We start from the raw sequence: 15014 nt of genomic DNA on the forward strand, positions 1-15014 counted from the left end.
CCGCCTCCTACATGTGCAGTACTAGATACGTGCTGATCATGCCAGGAAGGACAGCCATCATAAAGGGAAATCGCAAGTGCTCCTCCTGGCTGTTGCGCCACGGCAACCAGCTCTTCATGACAAAAACTCCGGCGATACTCTCAACGACATGGCGTACTCGCTTCATCGTCTCCCGCCGCCAGAGCAGAATGAGCAAACCGATGGCACCGGCAAAAAGGACAGAATACATAATGCCCTGGAAGGTAAACCACAAGCCGGTCCAGGCGCCGATCCCACCGAACAGCTTAACGTCGCCCGCTCCTACAGCCCCTATAAAATACATGATCAACAAGATGAGAAACCCTGCTCCAAGACCCTTCAAAGAAAAGAGCAGGCCTTCCCACCCGTCTAGAGCTCCATGATAAACCGGACCGGACAGCATTGCCGATACGGTTAGAGCATTCGGTATCTTCATGGAACGAAGGTCTGTAATAAAGGCCGCAATCAGATAAACGGCACAAATACCAAAGGCAACGGCCACACCCATCAACCTCCCCTGCGCGACTATTCAAAGGAATAGCCTGGATAGAACTTTAACTATGGATACACAACGAGTTTCATCTATTTAAAAAACTTTTCGTGGATATAACTTTAGAACCCTATATTTCATAACTTGCTCTTAAACCTCTCATGAATCCGACCGCGCTACCACCGTAAACGGCACCTCGATCCGCTGCCCGTCGGCCGTCTCAACCACGAACAGCCAAGTCCCCGGCGTTGTATTAAATCCCACGTTCCATTCCCAATCGATATAGCCGTTACTATCTGCGGCCTTCCAACCCAAATATTTAGCCGTGCTCTGGCCGCTCTTATAATAGACTGATAATTGAGCGCTGGCCCCTGGCTCTACTTTCACCTTCACCTTAGCCTGCTTGCTTGCGACGGCCGGATTCGGCTTCTCCAACAGCTCAATGGCTCCTTTCTCTGAGCCGTCCCCGTTCCCCGAATCGTCCCCGCCTTCTCCGGTGTCTCCAATCCACAGCCTCTCCTTGGCCTTCGCTTGCAGCACGATGCGTTTGTTCAAGAAAGGAACCCGGATTGGAAGGGCATAATTCACCTCAATGCCAAAATAAGGACTCGCGCCGCTCTTCAAATTCGGGATGTGAACATTGGACACATGGATTCGGTCATAATCCAGAAGGCGATCAGGCATGAACGGCTTCATCATCGGCTTAACCACGGGGTCGAGTACGGCTTCCACGGTTTGGTTCTTAAGCTGCTGCAGAGGCTCCTCACCTGTAGCGACGGCTTCCGTGATCCACTCCTTGGCAGGAGAAGGAAGCGAATCGCTATATTTCGAAACCCAATCGGACAGCGACAATTTGGGTATTTCCCAATGGGACGTGCTGGGCGTGCCTTCGCCTGTTCCGTTACCGCCAGCATTCGCCTGCACGGCTAATGAAACAGGATACATATGGGCCGCTACGGTTTTGACCGTATCGGAAACGGTGCTTTGGAGCGCCGTCGATATCAACGTCATCTGCACGGTATATATGAGAAAAATGATAAAAAACATAAACATCGGCAGCACAAGCGCAGCTTCCACGACCATGCTTCCTTGCTCCGCCGACCCATTACTATTACGCAAAGGCTTTCGTAATATCGATAAACATTTCATTCAAGTTACCCCTAATCCTAATAGGAAAAATCCGCCTTGCGCTTGACCAAGTACCGACTTCCTTGAACTTCATCCCCATCGCTTCCGAATGCAACGCCAATCGACTTCGTCACTCCCGGAAGAAACCATAAACGCATGGCCATCCTGACCTCCCCTGAAGCGTAAGTAAATCGCTCCGCAAGATTGATGCCGGTGTTTAATCGTATCAGCGCCAGCATGCGTGATAACTTCTTCTCGTTATTGCTGTGAATAAACAAAAATATTCGTAAATGATCCCTGTAGGTAAGCTCAACGGGTACATACTTGGAAAGCTGAATGCTTCCCTTTTGACACAGCTGGATCATATCCTCGATAGCCTTCTCAATCCCATACAGGATGGCTGCCGCCAAAACCGCCAACGGATTTCCTAATTTGCTGTTGACGACGAATCCTTCCATCGTTCGAATCGCGAGCCTGGAAGCGAAGATTTCTGCATAAGCCGCCGATATATTCCCAGCGGGGTTGTGAAATCCGTACAGAATATATTCCACTTCCTGGTTCCCAATAGCGAACTCCTGCACCATCTCCTCTCCCGTGCTGGACCCGTCAACGATTCCGGATAAGTTCCCGACATCGAAATGCTGATAATAATGAACGGCGTACTCATTCTGAAACAGTTCATCCCTAACACCGCCAAGCACGTTCCCCATAAATCCAAACATACCGTCCATATTATCCATTGCTTGTTTGCCGGCATCATACGGATCGTCGTCCAGCGGCTTTCCCTTACTCATGCTGTCTGCTTCCGCATTAAATTGAAGGCTTTCGTCATAGTACTGCTGGAGTTCACGAAACTCATCCATAATGGCTTGATGCTGCCCATTCAGCCCGTTGATCGCCTCGATGGCTTTGGATGCCTGCTTCAGCTTCTGATTGGCCAGCTTCTCCATCGCCTTCCGTTCCTTATCCGATGTGCGAAACTGCTCCAATGCCGCCTGCTGCCGATCCATGATATATCCGCTGCCTGATACCCCATAATTAGAAATGTAATTCTGCAATTCGCGGCTAGCACCGATCGCGGCTCCCTTCATCCCCTCCCCGCCCAATGAAGACTGTAGCGCGGCCACAGCTCGGACAACCTGTTGATAACGACGCTCCTGGTTGTCAATTTCTTGCCGAAAGCCGTTTAAGAAGTCATCGCCATGAATTAATTTGTCCGCTTGCTTCCGAATGGATTGGATCATCTCCGCTTCTGACCCGGAGGAATCGGCTGACCCCGGCGTTATGTCATTCGTCACTTGGTCATACCCCGCATTAGATGAACGGTTCTCGGATTCCTTGATGACCTGCTTCATCTCCTCGTTCAAACTCCTGGCTTCCTCCCATAATTGCTGCGCATCCGCTAGGAGCTTGTCATTCTCCCGCTGAAACCGTTCGGCCTCTCTCGATATCTGCGAGCCGATGGAAGACATTCCGCTCCGGTAAGCCATGAGCAGAAGCGTATACTGTTTCTCTTTGGGGGGCCTGTCCGCGTCCTCCTGTTGTTTATCTTTATAATCCTCATACTGCGATGCCCCTTCGGCAGCGGTTTGGATGCTGCCCCCGAGCGAAGTATCGTTGATCGGTTGTCCAGGCGGATCCATAACCAGCTTCGATAGACGAATCGCATGCTCACCCGCCTTGCGCTGTTTTGCCAGCATCTCATCCAGCGCCTCTTCCCGCTTGTCATACAGCTTGCGCAGCTTCTTAAGCACATCGACCGTATTGGAAGCTTCCTTCATGGACTGCGATAACGGTTTGAACTTGCCCACTAATTCCAAAGTGAAATCGATCGGCGCTTTATACTTCATGTCCTCGATGATCTGCCGGTTGAAGATGTCATAAGTGCCCAATGGACGCTGAAATTCAAGCCCCGAGCTATCGAGTTCCATCGCCATTAACCGGAACGCATCGCTGCGTTCTCCCGGGTTCAAGCTGTCATTCAGCACATTGCCCATAATGAGATCCCCGCTGGTGCCCCCATGGGCATACAGCCCGTATTCCTTCTGCAGCTGCGGATCGTAGGATGACATCACGGAGCGTACGGCTGCTCTTGTCAGCCTCTCGCTTTGCACCTTCATGGCCGCGATACGCGAAAAATCAATGAATATGGCTACAAACATAAATACGGCTGCCAGGGCGATAATCAAAAAAACAGATACAGATCCATCGGACGATCGGCCCACCTCTCTCCTTCTCCAACTAGACCGCGCTTTCCCATGCTTCGTCATGACTATCGCGAACCTCCGAACTTTTGTAGAACTTCTCCTGCGGCTGCCTTATCCGTTCCGTTTCTCCCGCCTTGAAACTTCGATCCGTAATATCGCATCAAATCCACCGTGCGGATAAATTCAACGGGATCAACCACAATCGATTGTGAGTTGACCTTGATCTGGCCGCCATCGTCCAGCATTCGGCTGATTGGCGTCAGAGAGACCTGCTCGTTTAACGACGTCGTTACTTTTCGTATGAGCAGCTGATTCGTATAACGCATCTCTCCTGCCATGCTGAAAGGCACGGCCGTGCTGCCCTTGGACATCTTAAGCTCGGGCAATTTTCCTCCGCTCTCAGCCTCCCCTTGCGGCAGTGCAATCGACATCGTACTGTCTCCCCCCGCCAAACCGAATAAGGTCCCAACAACGTTATCGTCGGTTAACCGCCAATATAACGCATCATGGCGTCCCTGTTCCACGGATCCCGTGGCAGCGATCTTATGGCTGTTGTCCCAGCTATACGCGGTCCTTTCGGAAGCCGCGGCCGATGCCTGAACCAGCATGGACTGCTGATAGATATACAAGCATAGAAACAGAAGCAAAACCGTCAACATCAGCACGATGGGAAGAACCAGGGTGGCTTCAACCGTGAAGCTCCCCGTCTCGTCCTTCCATCTTCTCTGGAGCCTATTATTCAAGGAACTCTTTGCTCTTGTTGTTCACGTTTTTAAACAAGTTGTTCACCAAGGCCGTAATCTGATCTTTAAATATTAGCGCGATAATCAAAATAACGACGAGGATCAGGATCATCTCAAGCGTTCCGATCCCTTTCTCATCCTTCCAAAAAGCTTTCATCCCGTTCTTCGCCATGTTTAACATCATATTTCGTACACCGGTCCCTTCTACATGTTCATCATCATAAATGCAGGCGCTCCGAGCAAAACAATCACGATCATGAAGATGACCACCATTGGCAGCACCAGCTTCGAGGAGGCCTGCTCGCCCCTTGTTCTTGCAATGGCCTTGCGCTTCTCCCACAGCACTCGGGACAAATCCCGCAGTGCCAGGACAAAGTCATTACCGCCGCGCCGAAAATTAAGCAGGACGGTTGTTGTAAATATCGATACTTCCTGAACGCCGCACCGTTTATTGAACTGCTCGAAGGCTTGCTGGAACGGATGGCCTCCCTCCCATTCAAGCACCATTCTCTTCAGCTCAGCATACAGGGGATGGCTCGCGTCCTCGTTCCGTTCCACGCAATGAATGATCGCCCTCTGCACCGTCTCGCCGGCGCCGACAAGCAGCACAATTTTGTTCAGAAGCTCCGGCAGCTCCATCACGATATCCTGCTCACGCAGCGTGACCTTTTTATGGAGGTCCTTCACCAAAGCGACGGGCAGCAATGCCCCCAATCCGAATCCAGCCAGAAGTCCGATTACTTCCCCGGACAGCAACGACCACAAGCAGCCGCCGATCAAAATAAGCCATGTATACGCAAGGGCCTCGGCCATAAATAACAACGTCATTTCCGCGCTGTGCCGCAGACCATGGATCTTCTGAACGGAGCCCTGCATCCGGTAGAATACAATCGGGAAGCGCATCGGAACCTTCCCCCGTTCCAGCAGGAACAACACAGGCGGCGCTAACCGCTGCAGCCTGAGCCCATCCATGGACAATCTGCCAAGACGATGGTATCGTTCGCCGCACGTTTGATTCAGCACCACCCAACCACCCACAAGCAGAACCATCAGCGCGCCGGACATCCATGTCAGCATTCCCGCCTCACCTCCTTACACCTTGATATTCATCATTTTGGTGATCCATAAGAAACAGCCTCCTAAAGCCGCCAGTGCAAAAGTAGAGATCATGAACCCCGATCCGCTGTACATGGGCTCCATATAATCGGGGGAAGTCATATTCATGAACAGCAGCAGGAGGAACGGCGCGGCAAGAAGCGCCTTGGATTCGAACCGCTTCTGTGCAATCATCACGGATATCTCCTGCTGGATATCCAGCTTCTCCCCGATGACGGATGAGGTTCTGCGCACGACTTCGACCAAATCGCCGCCTGTGCGTTTGCAAGTTGAGAAGACATCGGCAAAATTCGTTAGATCCTCCATCCCCGCCCTTCGTGCAAAATCCTGCAGTGCCACTTCGATAGGCTCGCCGTACTCCAAACGGGACACAATGACCTTGAGTTCAAAGATCAGATCGCTGCTGCCTCCGGGATCCAGCAGCAGCAAGTCCTGAACGGCATCCCTGAATCCGTTCTCCACGGAGCGGCCGGCCGACAGGGACGAGGACAAGGAATAGAGAGCTTGCTTGAAGTGAAGATTCAGTGTCCTGCGTCTGCGTTCCAGCATAAACCGCCGCCATAATTTAGGGATCATCAGCCCTCCCGCTCCCAGCAGCAGCGACAATATCAGATTGTGATAAAACAGATAACCGATGAAGCAAAACAAAAGGCCGCCAAGGATCACACATGCCGTTCTGTGACTCATCGAGAGATGATAGACACTGTAATCCGGAAGGGCGTGGGTTCGAGCCGCGGCTGCATGCTCGGGTTTACCGGCGATTTTGCTCCTCTTGATCACTCGGCCGCCTTGGCCCTCTTTGGACATCCAGGCAGAACTGCCGGAGCGTTTCATTTATGTCACCTCCATCATCTTCTGCAGCGGCCAAGCCGTAATCCCGGCCATATGAAGCTTGTCCGCCGATTGAAGCGGATTGCCGCAAGGCTCCAGGCGCCCAATCACTCGGCCGCCCGATTCGCCCGTTTCACGGAACCGGTACAGCGGGTTCAGTACCACCTCGCCGTCGCTCATTCCAATCACTTCGCTAATCTCCGTTACGCGTCGCGATCGATCCCTTAACCGGGATAAATGCACAAATATATCAATGGCTGAGCTAATCTGCTGGCGGACTACGCTGATCGGAAGATCCGCACCGCTCAGTACCATCGTCTCCAAACGGCTGATCATGTCCTGCGTGTTGTTGGCGTGCCCTGTCGACAAACTTCTATTGAATATAAAATGGTATTCAAATGAACAAAAAAAAATACCCCCTAATCACTGGGGGTATTTCCTTGAATCCGACTCATTACATAGCTTGTGGATCTGCAATCCATCTTTCAAGCCTCTCCTATAGCCAAGATCAATGCAAAAGGATTGATGCTGTATATATAAATCTTCTAAGGTTAAAAGAGTATTATTTTCAGACTTAGGAAGGACCTTTTTGAGACCATTTATGATGCTTATTAAGACATCGTGATTTTTTGCTGTTCGCTCATCACATTCTCTTGTAACTTCTATGACTCTTTCTTTTACAGCTACCTCAATCCATTTTGTATCCATAGCCATCTCCTCCTGTTGTTCTTCTCACAATGATCATGATATACTGCGGAAAGCATAACGAGGTACAATTTACCTTTAAAATCACCGCCCTTGAGAGGAGCATCTTAGTTGGCTTTATCCCGTAGGGATTGCCGACTTCGGATCTTACTCAGTAAAGCCGGTATGACACAAGCTGAGTTATCACGTAAAACTGGATATTCTCCTCAACAGATATCGAATTGGGTTAATGATCGAGAGAAGATGTCCTTTGAAGCGGCTGCAACGGTTGCTTATGTACTAGAGTGTCATATGGAGGAGCTTTACGAGCTTGTCTGGACTTGATCCGGTCGGCTCTCCTCGGCGACCATCTATAGCTATAACTATACACCCTATTTCCTTAATCATCCATTGGAAAAATATTACTAGGAAATTTTTCCTACCCCTTCGTATTTCTCCACTACAATCCACCCAGCACCTTTCAAAGACAGATTACTTTTCTCTGCATAGTATGTCTTCTCTCCTTTATCCGTTAACAAGCTAACATAGCACGGAGATTTGAGCAATGAGTCGTGTCTCGCTATTACTTCTTTAGCCTCTCTAATGTTTGTAACCGTTTCACAATCAAAAGCGAAAGTTTCCATGTCGCGTCACCTCTGCCGTAGTATTGGAATCATATTACTACGAACAAACGTTCCTATCAAGACTTGTTTTCACTTTCGCGAAAGGATATCATAGAACATATGTTCCTTATATACAGGAGTGACTATACATGAGCTACTTGGAAGCTATCACAGATGATGATCGACATTTTGTAAAGCGATACATCCTACTCCCCTTGATTATTGCGGCTTTTGAGAGAGACAGCAGATTTATAGAACAGCAATTAAAGACGCCAGGTCCTTATGTGGATACAATCAATCACGCTAAGGAAAAAGCCTGGGCGGATATGAGAGATGTTAAAAAATACTTCTGGCTAAAAGGCCTTAAGGTATTTGAAGAAAACCGAACGAAATACGGCATTATGGCAAAGTTTAAGTGCAGAGGTTACGAATCCTCTATGGAACTATATTGGGACTACATAACTGCCCAAGCATCTATTTTAATGCGGAAGTATTTAGGGTTAGATGTTACGATATATGAAGATTCCACAATACCAGAACACTTAAGGGAGCGATATTAATGTTGCAGGATATAAAAATCGCCATTAAAAGACAAGAGAAGGTTTACATTCGATTAATTAACGGGGAGGCGCTACAAGGCATACCAGAGTCTCTATCTAATCGGGTAAAGATTAGGCAGAAGCAAGGGGTGACCTGGATACCAGTAACAGAAATCGAACATGTCAGCCGGTTAGTTGCTCTACATAAAAAAGACCCTGCCAGCGAATAGCCAGCAGGGTCTTCATCTTACTTTTCAGATTCAATTGCCTGCAGCTGCTTCTCCAGCTCCGCGATCCGGGCGGTATTGCCCCCGATCAGCTTAAGAAAGTTCTTCCGGAGTCGATACATCATAACCACTTGTTCCTCCCGCGTGACTGGCGCGCCTGGCCGGCTGCCGTCCACATAACCGTTCTTCTGCATCTCCCCCCAGGCAGGAGCTGCCCAGGGACTGACCACGTTAATATCACGTTCCTTTGTCTCCTTCACTGGCTCCGATCCTCCTTTCACGACATCGTATTGATACAGGTTGAACTCATCCATAATGGCGATCAACTTATTCGCATACTTCGGATCCGTAGCGTAGCCCGCCTCCTGGATCTCCCTTGCGGCCGTCTTACCGTCCACCCCGATAACCTTCTTGTATTTGTTTCGGTCCCAGCTCACCCCGTTCAGGATTAACTTGGTATGATCAGCGATGGACTCGCCCCAATTGTTATAAGCACGGAACGCGGCGTCTACTTTGATCGGCTTCCCCTTCACATACTCCGTAGTTTGCATCGTACAGCTGCCGGCTGGCCCCCTGCCCTTGATCCCGAAGAGGTTATTCCCTTTCTTCGTTAACCCAGATGTTCCCCAGGCGCTTTCGAGCGCAGCCTGGGCAATAATTAATGATGCCGGGATAAAGGTGTTCTTCATGTCAGCGATCGCGAATAGGGCGATTTTCTGGACAAATGCCTGTTTGTTACTCATTGGATCCACCTGCTGCCTTGGCCGTCTGCTTCACGGCCTGGTGACCGAATACCGCCACCGCACCGCATAGGATCCCTTGAATGATCGCCTGGACCGTGAATCCCTGAATCAAGCAGACAAATACAATAGCAACCACCCCAACTAAATAAACAATGGACCAATCAGGGATAAACGGTGTTTGCTTAAACACGTAACCAATAATCCAGCAAGCAATGACAACCACGATCAACTCAGGGTTGATATACTCAAAAATCATGCTCCATTCCATATACATTCATCCTCTCTATTTCATATCGTCCAAGCGCTTATGAGCTTGTTTAGCAGACTCCTCAACCCTCGTCAAACGTTCGGCAAAGCCATCCATACGCTGTCCTTGGATACGGACATCCACCTTAATGTCATCAATACCACGCTTGATGTAAGACACATCGGTATGCAGCGACGCGTCCGCCGTGGCTTCCTGTACAACCTCCGCTTTAAAGGCCTTCGTCTTGCCGACCCAGCCAAGCACAATGCCGCTAATGGCTGCGGTGACAGAAATGATTGCTGTGAGCACGGTCCAGTCCACCCTTCTTCCCCCTATCTATTTTTGAATAAAGAAAAGCCCCCGGACCACCCAGGGGCATAAAAAATACGCCTTGCGGCGCGCTATGCTGCATAATCAACGTTTGTGATTTGCTTGTATTCTTCTGGAGTGATCATCTTTGCTACAACAAAGGTCTTTAAACTGTCGTCATTGTATAAAGGATGCTGATTGTCGTAATAACGCTTGACGATCGAATACCACATTTACTCTACACCTCCTTTCAGTGCAGCCACTTCGAAGAGCAGCGTACCCACTGTATCCTCCAGGGATGCTATTGTGGCTTTGTCGTTGGCGCTCTCCAAAATTATATTTCCAACGGTCAAGTTCAGTTCGGCCACTTGTTCTGAAAGCGTAGGTTCTGGGTCGGGACTTGGTTCAGGATACTCATCAGCGAAAACAAGGAAATTCCCTTCAGTTATATTATGTTCCTCAATTAAGAACAAATCGGAGTGTTCCTGAATCAGCAGTTCACGATCGTCTAAAGTGTTATATTGTTTTTTCACCTTCATTCAAAATTCCCCTCCGTATTTAGTTTAGCGAACTCCAAACCTCAATATCTGTTGAAACTGAAAGATCTTTGAGATTTACATAGCCGCCGCTCTTATTTGTCCACACATACACCTGAATTTTATCATTACCGTTTATGGTGATATCCTCTATATAGCCAATGTAGGATGATGTAACCGATCGCAATATGCCCCCTGGTGAGCCATTAACATATATCTGACCATACCCAATGAGCCCATCATCTACTCCCAATTGGAATCTGACACGATACGTACCAGATACAGAAATAATACATCCTGATCCTATTCTGGGGGTGGTACCTAGTCGGCCAATTGGTCCTGGGTCTTGGAAAAAGTACATCTTATCCCCAGGGCCAATTGTCTTAAGAGTACCTAACATTCCGCCTACATCCACTCCTGCCCGAAAGTTCTCCGGCCGTAGGTTAGGCTCGGGAGCTGTAACCCAGGTTGAACCGTTGTAATAACCGGCAGGGGGGCGAATGAAGTACCGATCTCCAGCCCATACTGTTTTTTCTAAACCTGGCATATGGTTATTTTCTGCGCTTCGGTTTGCTATTCCGCCAGGTACACCGAAAATTGGACGGCCACTTAGGATGTATGCAGAATTTAAATTGGGCTCAGCTCCCTGTAATTGTGCAGTGGTGACTTTTATTTCACCGTCACCAGATCCCCCTTTTTGATATCCCTTTTCAGGATATACAGCTAGTGCTCCATCAGGCCATTTAGCAACGCCTGTAGCTGTTCTATTACCAGTAAGGACGGGGATTGTTCCTGTTACTGACCCGTTTGCATTGGATGCGGTTTTCCCCGCAAGGATATCCGCCGCCGTTGCATTTCCTGTCGCCCGGATAACTGCCGCAATTTTCGGGATGAGCTGCGCCCATGTTTCGCTTGTGGATGCCGATACTCCTATGGCAACAAGCGCGGCAACCACTTCCGCTTTCCGCTCATTGCCAGCTTGAAAAGCTTGGCTTACGGCCTTTTCTGTCGCTGCTACGTTCTCCCGCGTGCCGTTCGTGGCATTGGAGAGTTGTACGATACCTTTTTCTGTTAGGGAAGCCTCCGGGATATCAACTTCGATATTGTCCAGTATCTCTTTAAACTGTGCTACAGCAGCATCGATCTTATCCCAATTATCATTAAGAACCACATCCACATTAAACGTGTCGTTCCCGTCCGTATCGCCATCTACTTTGTATAGACTTAGAATCGGTGTCTGATTTGGCATAATGTTAACCTCACTTTCTTCTAAAGGCCATTTTACTAAATGGCGTCTGCTTGAGCTGATTGAACGTCATGACTTTATGGATATCTCGGACCAGCAGGAACCGGAAATCGTACTCTAGGGTTAGGTGTGCCGGCTTGATATCGTTCAGCGCATTCTTCAAGTCATCCAGGTTCGGCGGGATCCCGAGCGTATCGATGAAGGTAATTGTTATCTTGTAATCCGCCGGCGTAACAGACACATCCACCTGGCCACCATCATAGGCCTGGGCTACGTTCTTGATCATGCTTCCGGAAACGTTGCCCTGACCGCGCATCTTCGAGATGACAACGGACCGGCGCTGCTCGATCGGCTTCCCGGTCTCGATCGTGATCTGCAGATCTCTCTCATATCGACTAATCGCCCAGGTCGCCGATTCAGGATAGGATTGATTCAGCAGCTCCTCGATCCGTGAGGCCATCAGATCCACTTCAGGTCCTTCGGTTCCTGTCAGCTGCTCCATCTCCAGCACGCCGTCGTAGTATTTAGGCAGGTAACCTTTTAACCGATCGGATCCGCTCATGTTACCGTCACCGTCCCGAGAACGGCTACACCATCCATGCCGATTTCAATGTTCTTCTCTTCGCCATTAACAAACAGGTCGGCATAGTCAATGACCGGCGGGATCCCGAGAATGATACCCTGGATTCGCGTATACCGAACGAGCGGATCCGTGAAGGCCAGATCACGGAAATAATCGGCTGCACCACGCTCCAGCTGCTCCTTGACCTCTTCCACGGTCGCGCCGGTAGCCAGTGTCACTTTGACCGATATGTTGATCGGGATCTCCGTCGCCCCGACAACCGTAGTCACGGACCCGATCGGCGCAGCCCCCTCACCCATACCATCTTGTGTTGGGTCGATATACTGCTGCACGGCTTCCACGACAGGAGCTGCCGGCGCGCGCATCTCATTGTCCAGTAGAACGACTTTCACCGTTCCTGGTCCAGCCCACTCCGGAAACGCCCGAGCCCGGCCGACGCCGGTAATCTCTCGGGCCCATAACTCATACTGGTACCGATTGCCGGACGTGATTGGCCGTGAAACCTTTTCCTGGTACCGCTCATACAGGACTGGATCCTCTTCCGTGTCTTCTCCTGCCACCAACAACTCCGTCAGCTCGCCGCGTCCCAAGTCCGAAATGTATTCGATCGGGATGAGGGATCCGAAATGACGATTGCCCTCTGATCCGGCTGTCTCACATTCCATTCGGAAGTTCCCGGCGGATAGGCGTTCTACGGCGACATAATTCAGTTCGCCCAAGCTGAAGCGGCTGCTTATCGGAATATCCAACAGCGCGCCGGATCCAGAATAAAATACGCCCCGGAGCTGCGCCTTACTCGCCATCTTCCGTTTGACACCTGACCAGGCGATGGACCGATCTAGGTATTCACCGCTGGCCGTATCCGGAAAGCGTAAATTCGCATTCAAGTCCAGTTCAACATACATTTGAGCCAGCTCGGCGGCTGCCGGCGCCAGAGCGTCGTAGATGATACTCCCCTCGCGCTTGTCGATCCCGTCCGGTACCCGGTCCAGCATTCGCTCCAGGATGTTTTCAAAGGTTTGATCCTCGTACACTGTTACACCTCCTGCTCATCTTGATAGGATCCGAATTCCGTATCCACCGTGAACCGGACCAAGGCCGTATCCATACCGTAATCAAAGCTGAATCCGGTCACGGAGGCGATGCGGTCGTCCTGGGTCAGGGCTTCGGTTACCCATCGTTCAACCTCGCTTTCGAAGACGGCCCGCCCTCGAACCTCGCTCAGCTCCATCTCGTTACCGTAATTTCCGGAGTAAATAAGATGTTCAAAACGTTGAGTCGAGAGAATTTTAAAGACGGTCTGCTTGACGGCCTCGATCCCATCCACGGTTTGGCTGCTGATCCGGCCATCCACACGGTCGAACCGATAGGTCCGACTCGGGAGCGTGACCGGCTCCAGTTCCTCATCTGTCATTTCAATATCGCTTTGTGGGATCATCCGCTCACCGCCTTATCGAAAACAACATATTTCTGACCACCTTGGACCCGAAGCAGAATCACAGCGTCACCCACAGCCAATCCCTCACGTATGACGATTTTATCCGTCAAAGCTTTCTCTGTATCTGGAGAACCGGAAAGCTTGTGAACGTGACTCAGATCGATCTCATAACGGGTCAGGGACTCCGGTACAATTAAAAAAGCCTCCGGTAGTGTTAGCCGTTGATCCAGGCTAATCTCCAAGGGGCTTATCGATACGACAGATCCTATTTGCACGGCGACTGGATTGCTTGCATCCATCGCGTTTATTGCTGCCTTTTTGATGATATCCAGCATGCTTACACCATCCTCAAGTCAAGGGTCATTGTGTGCTGCGCTCCGGATATGCTGTGCGTGCACTCATCGACCAAGAAGAATTTATTGATCCCAAAGCGCGCGATCTGGATATTGACGTACATCCCTGCCCGCAGCCGAAGGTCGCCGATCGCTTCGATCTTCATCTTACGTGTTTCCCGATTCTTGACCGTGATCAGGCGGGTCAGGAGATCGTTAATCTGGGCCTTGGTCATATCCTCGTCCACGCTTTGATATAGCTGCAGCTTACCCCATTTTTTAATCCGGCTGCTGTCCTCGATCTTGAATGTCTCCCGTTTACCGGATTTCTCGTTATCCCGATACAACACAATATGGTTATAAGTGTCTTCGTCGATGGATTTCGAATAGGTGAAGTCTGTCATCAGACTCCCTTCTCCTATGACAAAGCCATACTTCATATCGTTGATATTCTGGAGTGTCAGCTGCCCAAAGTCATCGTAAAAAACGAAGTTGGTGCTGTACTTAATCAGCGTTTTATCCAATGCCCAGCAAACCATGTCCATCAGGGTTTGATCATCCTGCAGGAAGTTTGGAATCTTGTACTTCGTATCAGCTAGCTTTCCTGTCTTCAGGTTGAAGTCTTTGGCGATCCGCTGGACGATCTGGGTCGCGGTTACGTTGGTCAGAACGTAGGTATGATTCGCGTTCAGGTACCGAAGCTGATCGTAAGCCAGAATCTTCGCCTCTCCGTTCCTGCTCATCTCGAATTTGAAGATGTAGCCCATGAACACCTTGTTCGTGCCGTCGGTAAACTGAACGATGTCCCCGTTTTGATAATTGAATTTCTTATCCTGGTAAATGCCGCTGTCAACCAGGGTAAACTCCAATGAGGAAGCCTTCCCGATCCGGGACGTAGAATATCGGATATCCTTAACCACGTTCGATACGTCCCAGACGTTCCCGTCCTTGTTATCAATCACGATTTTCATAGC

The 15014-nt window shown here is 49.9% G+C and carries 22 protein-coding genes and 1 pseudogene; 3 read left to right on the plus strand and 20 right to left on the minus strand.

Translation table 11 applies throughout. From position 1 onward, the window contains the following. Window positions 1-7: 7 nt before the first annotated feature. From MHH82_RS26420 to MHH82_RS26460, 9 genes and pseudogenes are all read right to left on the minus strand, one after another. Window positions 8-520, minus strand: a complete 513-nt coding sequence (locus tag MHH82_RS26420; RefSeq protein ID WP_145040755.1) for an A24 family peptidase — start codon at window positions 518-520, stop codon at window positions 8-10. Between the two features lie 147 nt (window positions 521-667). After that, entirely contained in the window at window positions 668-1591 is a 924-nt protein-coding gene (locus tag MHH82_RS26425) for a TadE/TadG family type IV pilus assembly protein (RefSeq protein ID WP_251498396.1), read from the minus strand. An 83-nt stretch (window positions 1592-1674) separates the two neighbouring features. Beyond that, complete coding sequence (locus MHH82_RS26430; protein WP_340968598.1) at window positions 1675-3906, minus strand: hypothetical protein; 2232 nt, start codon at window positions 3904-3906, stop codon at window positions 1675-1677. Window positions 3907-3908: 2 nt separating this feature from the next. After that, window positions 3909-4586: a TadE/TadG family type IV pilus assembly protein gene (locus tag MHH82_RS26435; RefSeq protein WP_340968600.1), complete on the minus strand. Its 678-nt coding sequence runs from the start codon at window positions 4584-4586 to the stop codon at window positions 3909-3911. After that, window positions 4579-4770 carry a Flp1 family type IVb pilin gene (locus tag MHH82_RS26440; protein WP_015737227.1) on the minus strand — a complete coding sequence of 64 codons (192 nt, stop codon included), beginning with the start codon at window positions 4768-4770 and terminating at the stop codon, window positions 4579-4581. Before MHH82_RS26440 ends, MHH82_RS26435 begins: the two co-directional genes overlap by 8 nt. 20 nt (window positions 4771-4790) lie before the next feature. Further along, complete coding sequence (locus MHH82_RS26445; protein ID WP_036666310.1) at window positions 4791-5663, minus strand: type II secretion system F family protein; 873 nt, start codon at window positions 5661-5663, stop codon at window positions 4791-4793. 15 nt (window positions 5664-5678) lie between these two features. Beyond that, window positions 5679-6536 carry a type II secretion system F family protein gene (locus MHH82_RS26450; protein ID WP_036666309.1) on the minus strand — a complete coding sequence of 286 codons (858 nt, stop codon included), beginning with the start codon at window positions 6534-6536 and terminating at the stop codon, window positions 5679-5681. After that, window positions 6537-6905 (minus strand): annotated as a pseudogene (locus MHH82_RS26455) (CpaF family protein); the annotation flags it as partial. A 51-nt stretch (window positions 6906-6956) separates the two neighbouring features. After that, window positions 6957-7241 (minus strand): hypothetical protein, encoded by a 285-nt coding sequence (locus MHH82_RS26460; RefSeq protein ID WP_340968603.1) that lies wholly within the window; start codon window positions 7239-7241, stop codon window positions 6957-6959. A 108-nt stretch (window positions 7242-7349) separates the two neighbouring features. On the opposite strand from MHH82_RS26460, the gene MHH82_RS26465 reads away from it, so the two are divergent. The 3 genes from MHH82_RS26465 (at window position 7350) to MHH82_RS26475 (ending at window position 8609) form a co-directional block, all read left to right on the plus strand. Next, on the plus strand, window positions 7350-7562 hold the full coding sequence (locus MHH82_RS26465) for a helix-turn-helix domain-containing protein (RefSeq protein WP_340968605.1): 213 nt from the start codon (window positions 7350-7352) through the stop codon (window positions 7560-7562). Between the two features lie 427 nt (window positions 7563-7989). Further along, on the plus strand, window positions 7990-8400 hold the full coding sequence (locus tag MHH82_RS26470; RefSeq protein ID WP_340968607.1) for a hypothetical protein: 411 nt from the start codon (window positions 7990-7992) through the stop codon (window positions 8398-8400). Further along, window positions 8400-8609 (plus strand): hypothetical protein, encoded by a 210-nt coding sequence (locus tag MHH82_RS26475; RefSeq protein WP_340968609.1) that lies wholly within the window; start codon window positions 8400-8402, stop codon window positions 8607-8609. The genes MHH82_RS26470 and MHH82_RS26475 overlap by 1 nt, the downstream gene beginning before the upstream one ends. A gap of 17 nt (window positions 8610-8626) precedes the next feature. Here the strand turns inward: MHH82_RS26475 and MHH82_RS26480 are convergent, their stop codons facing one another. The 11 genes from MHH82_RS26480 to MHH82_RS26530 form a co-directional block, all read right to left on the minus strand. Continuing rightward, window positions 8627-9349: a glycoside hydrolase family 73 protein gene (locus MHH82_RS26480; protein ID WP_340968610.1), complete on the minus strand. Its 723-nt coding sequence runs from the start codon at window positions 9347-9349 to the stop codon at window positions 8627-8629. Continuing rightward, window positions 9342-9617 carry a phage holin family protein gene (locus tag MHH82_RS26485; RefSeq protein ID WP_340965098.1) on the minus strand — a complete coding sequence of 92 codons (276 nt, stop codon included), beginning with the start codon at window positions 9615-9617 and terminating at the stop codon, window positions 9342-9344. The genes MHH82_RS26480 and MHH82_RS26485 overlap by 8 nt, the downstream gene beginning before the upstream one ends. Before the next feature lie 15 nt (window positions 9618-9632). Further along, on the minus strand, window positions 9633-9917 hold the full coding sequence (locus MHH82_RS26490; RefSeq protein ID WP_340968612.1) for a hypothetical protein: 285 nt from the start codon (window positions 9915-9917) through the stop codon (window positions 9633-9635). A gap of 80 nt (window positions 9918-9997) precedes the next feature. Further along, window positions 9998-10138 (minus strand): XkdX family protein, encoded by a 141-nt coding sequence (locus tag MHH82_RS26495; protein WP_340965092.1) that lies wholly within the window; start codon window positions 10136-10138, stop codon window positions 9998-10000. Continuing rightward, window positions 10139-10444, minus strand: a complete 306-nt coding sequence (locus MHH82_RS26500; protein ID WP_340965091.1) for a hypothetical protein — start codon at window positions 10442-10444, stop codon at window positions 10139-10141. Between the two features lie 19 nt (window positions 10445-10463). Continuing rightward, entirely contained in the window at window positions 10464-11690 is a 1227-nt protein-coding gene (locus MHH82_RS26505) for a phage tail protein (protein ID WP_340965088.1), read from the minus strand. Window positions 11691-11700: 10 nt separating this feature from the next. Next, window positions 11701-12249, minus strand: a complete 549-nt coding sequence (locus tag MHH82_RS26510) for a putative phage tail protein (protein WP_340965085.1) — start codon at window positions 12247-12249, stop codon at window positions 11701-11703. After that, the gene (locus MHH82_RS26515; RefSeq protein WP_340965082.1) at window positions 12246-13304 is read right to left on the minus strand and encodes a baseplate J/gp47 family protein; all 1059 of its coding nucleotides are present in this window, start codon (window positions 13302-13304) and stop codon (window positions 12246-12248) included. Before MHH82_RS26515 ends, MHH82_RS26510 begins: the two co-directional genes overlap by 4 nt. 2 nt (window positions 13305-13306) lie before the next feature. Further along, window positions 13307-13708 (minus strand): DUF2634 domain-containing protein, encoded by a 402-nt coding sequence (locus tag MHH82_RS26520; RefSeq protein ID WP_340965079.1) that lies wholly within the window; start codon window positions 13706-13708, stop codon window positions 13307-13309. Beyond that, entirely contained in the window at window positions 13705-14043 is a 339-nt protein-coding gene (locus MHH82_RS26525) for a DUF2577 domain-containing protein (protein ID WP_340965076.1), read from the minus strand. Before MHH82_RS26525 ends, MHH82_RS26520 begins: the two co-directional genes overlap by 4 nt. Window positions 14044-14045: 2 nt before the next feature. Further along, window positions 14046-15011: an XkdQ/YqbQ family protein gene (locus MHH82_RS26530; RefSeq protein ID WP_340965073.1), complete on the minus strand. Its 966-nt coding sequence runs from the start codon at window positions 15009-15011 to the stop codon at window positions 14046-14048. Window positions 15012-15014 lie beyond the last annotated feature (3 nt).

It is taken from the genome of Bacillus sp. FSL K6-6540 (genome assembly GCF_038007545.1).

What these genes read in the sequence shown, in the direction of transcription:
- MHH82_RS26425 (WP_251498396.1), bottom strand. Translation starts at nt 1,591, where the DNA reads ATGGTCGTGGAAGCTGCGCTTGTGCTGCCGATGTTTATGTTTTTTATC.
- MHH82_RS26430 (WP_340968598.1), bottom strand. Translation starts at nt 3,906, where the DNA reads ATGACGAAGCATGGGAAAGCGCGGTCTAGTTGGAGAAGGAGAGAGGTG.
- MHH82_RS26440 (WP_015737227.1), bottom strand. Translation starts at nt 4,770, where the DNA reads ATGATGTTAAACATGGCGAAGAACGGGATGAAAGCTTTTTGGAAGGAT.
- MHH82_RS26445 (WP_036666310.1), bottom strand. Translation starts at nt 5,663, where the DNA reads ATGCTGACATGGATGTCCGGCGCGCTGATGGTTCTGCTTGTGGGTGGT.
- MHH82_RS26450 (WP_036666309.1), bottom strand. Translation starts at nt 6,536, where the DNA reads ATGAAACGCTCCGGCAGTTCTGCCTGGATGTCCAAAGAGGGCCAAGGC.
- MHH82_RS26460 (WP_340968603.1), bottom strand. Translation starts at nt 7,241, where the DNA reads ATGGATACAAAATGGATTGAGGTAGCTGTAAAAGAAAGAGTCATAGAA.
- MHH82_RS26470 (WP_340968607.1), top strand. Translation starts at nt 7,990, where the DNA reads ATGAGCTACTTGGAAGCTATCACAGATGATGATCGACATTTTGTAAAG.
- MHH82_RS26475 (WP_340968609.1), top strand. Translation starts at nt 8,400, where the DNA reads ATGTTGCAGGATATAAAAATCGCCATTAAAAGACAAGAGAAGGTTTAC.
- MHH82_RS26480 (WP_340968610.1), bottom strand. Translation starts at nt 9,349, where the DNA reads ATGAGTAACAAACAGGCATTTGTCCAGAAAATCGCCCTATTCGCGATC.
- MHH82_RS26485 (WP_340965098.1), bottom strand. Translation starts at nt 9,617, where the DNA reads ATGGAATGGAGCATGATTTTTGAGTATATCAACCCTGAGTTGATCGTG.
- MHH82_RS26495 (WP_340965092.1), bottom strand. Translation starts at nt 10,138, where the DNA reads ATGTGGTATTCGATCGTCAAGCGTTATTACGACAATCAGCATCCTTTA.
- MHH82_RS26500 (WP_340965091.1), bottom strand. Translation starts at nt 10,444, where the DNA reads ATGAAGGTGAAAAAACAATATAACACTTTAGACGATCGTGAACTGCTG.
- MHH82_RS26505 (WP_340965088.1), bottom strand. Translation starts at nt 11,690, where the DNA reads ATGCCAAATCAGACACCGATTCTAAGTCTATACAAAGTAGATGGCGAT.
- MHH82_RS26510 (WP_340965085.1), bottom strand. Translation starts at nt 12,249, where the DNA reads ATGAGCGGATCCGATCGGTTAAAAGGTTACCTGCCTAAATACTACGAC.
- MHH82_RS26520 (WP_340965079.1), bottom strand. Translation starts at nt 13,708, where the DNA reads ATGATCCCACAAAGCGATATTGAAATGACAGATGAGGAACTGGAGCCG.
- MHH82_RS26525 (WP_340965076.1), bottom strand. Translation starts at nt 14,043, where the DNA reads ATGCTGGATATCATCAAAAAGGCAGCAATAAACGCGATGGATGCAAGC.
- MHH82_RS26530 (WP_340965073.1), bottom strand. Translation starts at nt 15,011, where the DNA reads ATGAAAATCGTGATTGATAACAAGGACGGGAACGTCTGGGACGTATCG.